This is a genomic window from Flavobacteriales bacterium, from assembly GCA_021296215.1.
In the GTDB taxonomy this organism is placed as follows: Bacteria; Bacteroidota; Bacteroidia; order Flavobacteriales; family ECT2AJA-044; genus ECT2AJA-044.
Window position 1 is genome coordinate 1 of record JAGWBA010000122.1, and the last position, 2,976, is coordinate 2,976.

The 2,976-nt window shown below is 48.3% G+C and carries 3 protein-coding genes; 2 read left to right on the forward strand and 1 reads right to left on the reverse strand.

The features are described 5' to 3' along the window. Positions 1-203: 203 nt before the first annotated feature. Entirely contained in the window at positions 204-614 is a 411-nt protein-coding gene (locus tag J4F31_12310; protein ID MCE2497335.1) for a BrxA/BrxB family bacilliredoxin, read from the forward strand. Positions 615-683: 69 nt separating this feature from the next. Beyond that, positions 684-2,075: a M20/M25/M40 family metallo-hydrolase gene (locus tag J4F31_12315; GenBank protein ID MCE2497336.1), complete on the forward strand. Its 1,392-nt coding sequence runs from the start codon at positions 684-686 to the stop codon at positions 2,073-2,075. A 61-nt stretch (positions 2,076-2,136) separates the two neighbouring features. On the opposite strand, the gene J4F31_12320 is transcribed toward J4F31_12315, so the two are convergent. Then, a complete protein-coding gene (locus J4F31_12320) occupies positions 2,137-2,769 on the reverse strand; it encodes a gliding motility-associated C-terminal domain-containing protein (protein MCE2497337.1) in 633 nt (210 codons plus the stop codon). Between the last annotated feature and the right edge of the window lie 207 nt (positions 2,770-2,976).

Consider the following 2,976-nt stretch of genomic DNA (forward strand, 5'->3'; position numbering starts at 1 on the left):
TGATACCTACAAAATACAGCCCTTTGGGCAGCGCTCCTTTTTTATGCCTCAGAAAAATTTATTTTGGACGGGTGTGCTATTAACTATTAAACCATACCGATCAGCAAAAGGGTTGACTAGTTTTGCTAAAGCCCCTGCCGACAAGGAACAAATTCCCACTATATTTGTAAACTCATTCCAAATAGATAAAAAACAAAGAACATATGTACCCAGAAGAACTCATTGCCTCCATGCGGCAAGATCTTTCCGGAAGTGGATTCACCGAAGTAAAAAGTGTTGAAGAAGTCGATGCTGCCATCAAGCAAGAAGGCACCACGTTGGTCGTGATCAACTCGGTTTGCGGATGTGCCGCCGCAAATGCTCGTCCGGCCGCAAAAATGGCCGCTCAGCACACCAAGCGCCCCGATCGTTTGGTTACGGCGTTTGCCGGAAACGATGTAGAGGCCGTGAGTCACGCTCGCGCCCTGATGGCTCCGTACCCGCCAAGCTCACCGAGTATCGCCCTTTTCAAAGATGGCAAACTGGTTCACATGGTGGAACGCCATCACATCGAAGGTCGCCCAGCCGAAATGATCGCCGAGAATTTGACCGGCGCATTCGAAGAATACTGCTAATCAATACCAGATCACACTCAAAAGCCGCTGTCCTGCCCGATAGCGGCTTTTTTCGTTAATTAGCACCCTATGAAAACTACCCTCAAGACCCTCATCCTATTTGTTTTAGGTGCCTGCGGCACGATTTTCACCGCTCGGGCTCAATCAACCGACGACTCGCTTTTCGTCCGTCGCATCTATGACGAGGCTCTGGTCCGCGGACACGCCTACGAAAACCTGCGCTCGTTGTGCAAGGATGTCGGGGCTCGATTGACCGGTTCGGCGGAGGCCGAAATGGCCGTGTATTGGGGTGAGCGATTGCTCAATACCTACGGCTTCGACAGCGTATATCTTCAGCCCATTGAGGTTCCTCACTGGGAGCGCGGCACTAAAGAAGCTTGCTGGGTCATCGATGAAGAAGGTCAACTTCACCCCATGCGACTTACGGCACTGGGTGGGAGTATCGCCACGGGCGGATTACTCACCGGGGATCTGATCTACGCCGAAGACATGGACGCTTTAAAAGCGATGGATCGGTCAGAGGTCGAAGGAAAGGTAGTATTCGTGAATCAAGGATTTGATCAGAGTTTGCTCAATACCTTCCAAGGCTATGGGGGCTGCTGGTCTATGCGCGGATACGGTGCTATCGAGGCATCAAAACTCGGAGCCAAAGCTATTTTGATTCGCTCACTCGCGAGCCACGAAGATCCATACCCGCATACTGGATTCATGTATTACAACGACAGCATCGAGCGTATTCCGGCCGCGGCCATTTCAACCCAAGATGCTGAATGGGTTAAGAGCACCATTGCGCAGCAAGACCTGTCCGTAAAACTCGAAATGGATTGCCGTTTTTATGGGAATGTTCCGTCGTTCAACGTCATCGGTGAAATGCACGGAAAAAAGAAGAATGAGGTCATCACCTTTGGTGGACACCTCGACTCGTGGGATATGGGCGAAGGTGCCCACGACGACGGTGCTGGAATCGCACATTCTATTGAGTCGCTCCGAATATTAAATGAACTGGGTTACGAGCCGGAGCACACGTTGCGAGTAGTACTCTTCATGAACGAGGAAAACGGAAACATGGGCGGAAAAACATACGCCAAATGGGTGAGCGAGGAACTCGGTGAAGTCCATGTAGCGGCTCTCGAGTCCGACGCCGGTGGAGGATTACCCTACGGCTTTGGCATCGTTGGCGATAAGAAACAAGTGAAGTTCGTTCGACAGTTCAGTGAGCTGTTTTACGACTTCGGCATTTATGTATTGGACCCCGGATATGGAGGAGTGGACATTGGGCCACTGCGCGACTATTATCCCGAAATGCTTCAGCTAGGCCTGTGCCCGAATTCTCAAGAGTACTTCAAGTACCACCACAGCGATAACGACGTGTTCGAGAATGTCGATAAGCGGGAGTTGGAACTCGGTTGTGCCGCGTTTTGCAGTATGATCTACTTGGTAGATAAGTACTATCGGCGCTAGGTCAATGGTTCTAAGCTAATTAAGGACTAATCATTCAAAATTAAGAATTCGCTTTCCCGCCTTACCTCAACAAAGTAAGCGTACCTTTTTCTTCAACCGTTTTCCCGTCAATACCTATATCTTTGGCCACGACGTAGTAGGTTCCCTCGGATGCGTCACCGCCATTCCAACCATTTAGGTCTTCGTACCTGCCAGAGTAACTCCAGATAAGTTGACCCCAGCGTGAGTAGATCTGCAAATCGATTTGCCCAATGTCTTTCCCTTTGGGTTTCCATAGATCGTTTTGTCCGTCGTCATTGGGCGTAAAAACATTGGGCAGTTCCAGTTCCAAACACGATTTGTTGAATACGCTTACCGTATCCCAGGTGACATCGAACTTAAAGTCCAGTTGCGCGAGGTAGTATGTACCTGGTGAATCATCTACCCAAAGGGTGCGTTCGGTACTGATAGTATAACCATAGGCGTTCACCCACCAGTACATATACTCATTGTTACGATAAGGCGTAGATAACTCCACGGAATCGCCCTTGCAAATAGTAATATCTTCACCGGCATCAGCACTAAACACCGGTGCATCACATGGATAAAGGACGACGTTGTCGATGTAGTACCCCGCACTAAACAGCGTTCTATCAGGATAACTCTGAGGGATATTAAACCAAGCAAGAGTTAAATATTTACTTGTATCCTGCAAAATTACTTTTTTCGTTATTCTCGTCCAGGAAACCGTTGAAAGGGTATCAAGATTTGACAATGAATATTGAGGGCTTACATTTGGAACTGTAAACTGAGTAAAAGTGAAGTCTTCTCTGGTAAATAGTAAAGGCTTAAGACCGGAACAATTGGATAGATTTGTTCTGTAATGCCTGTAAAATATAGCCAACTCAGCGATTACAAAATC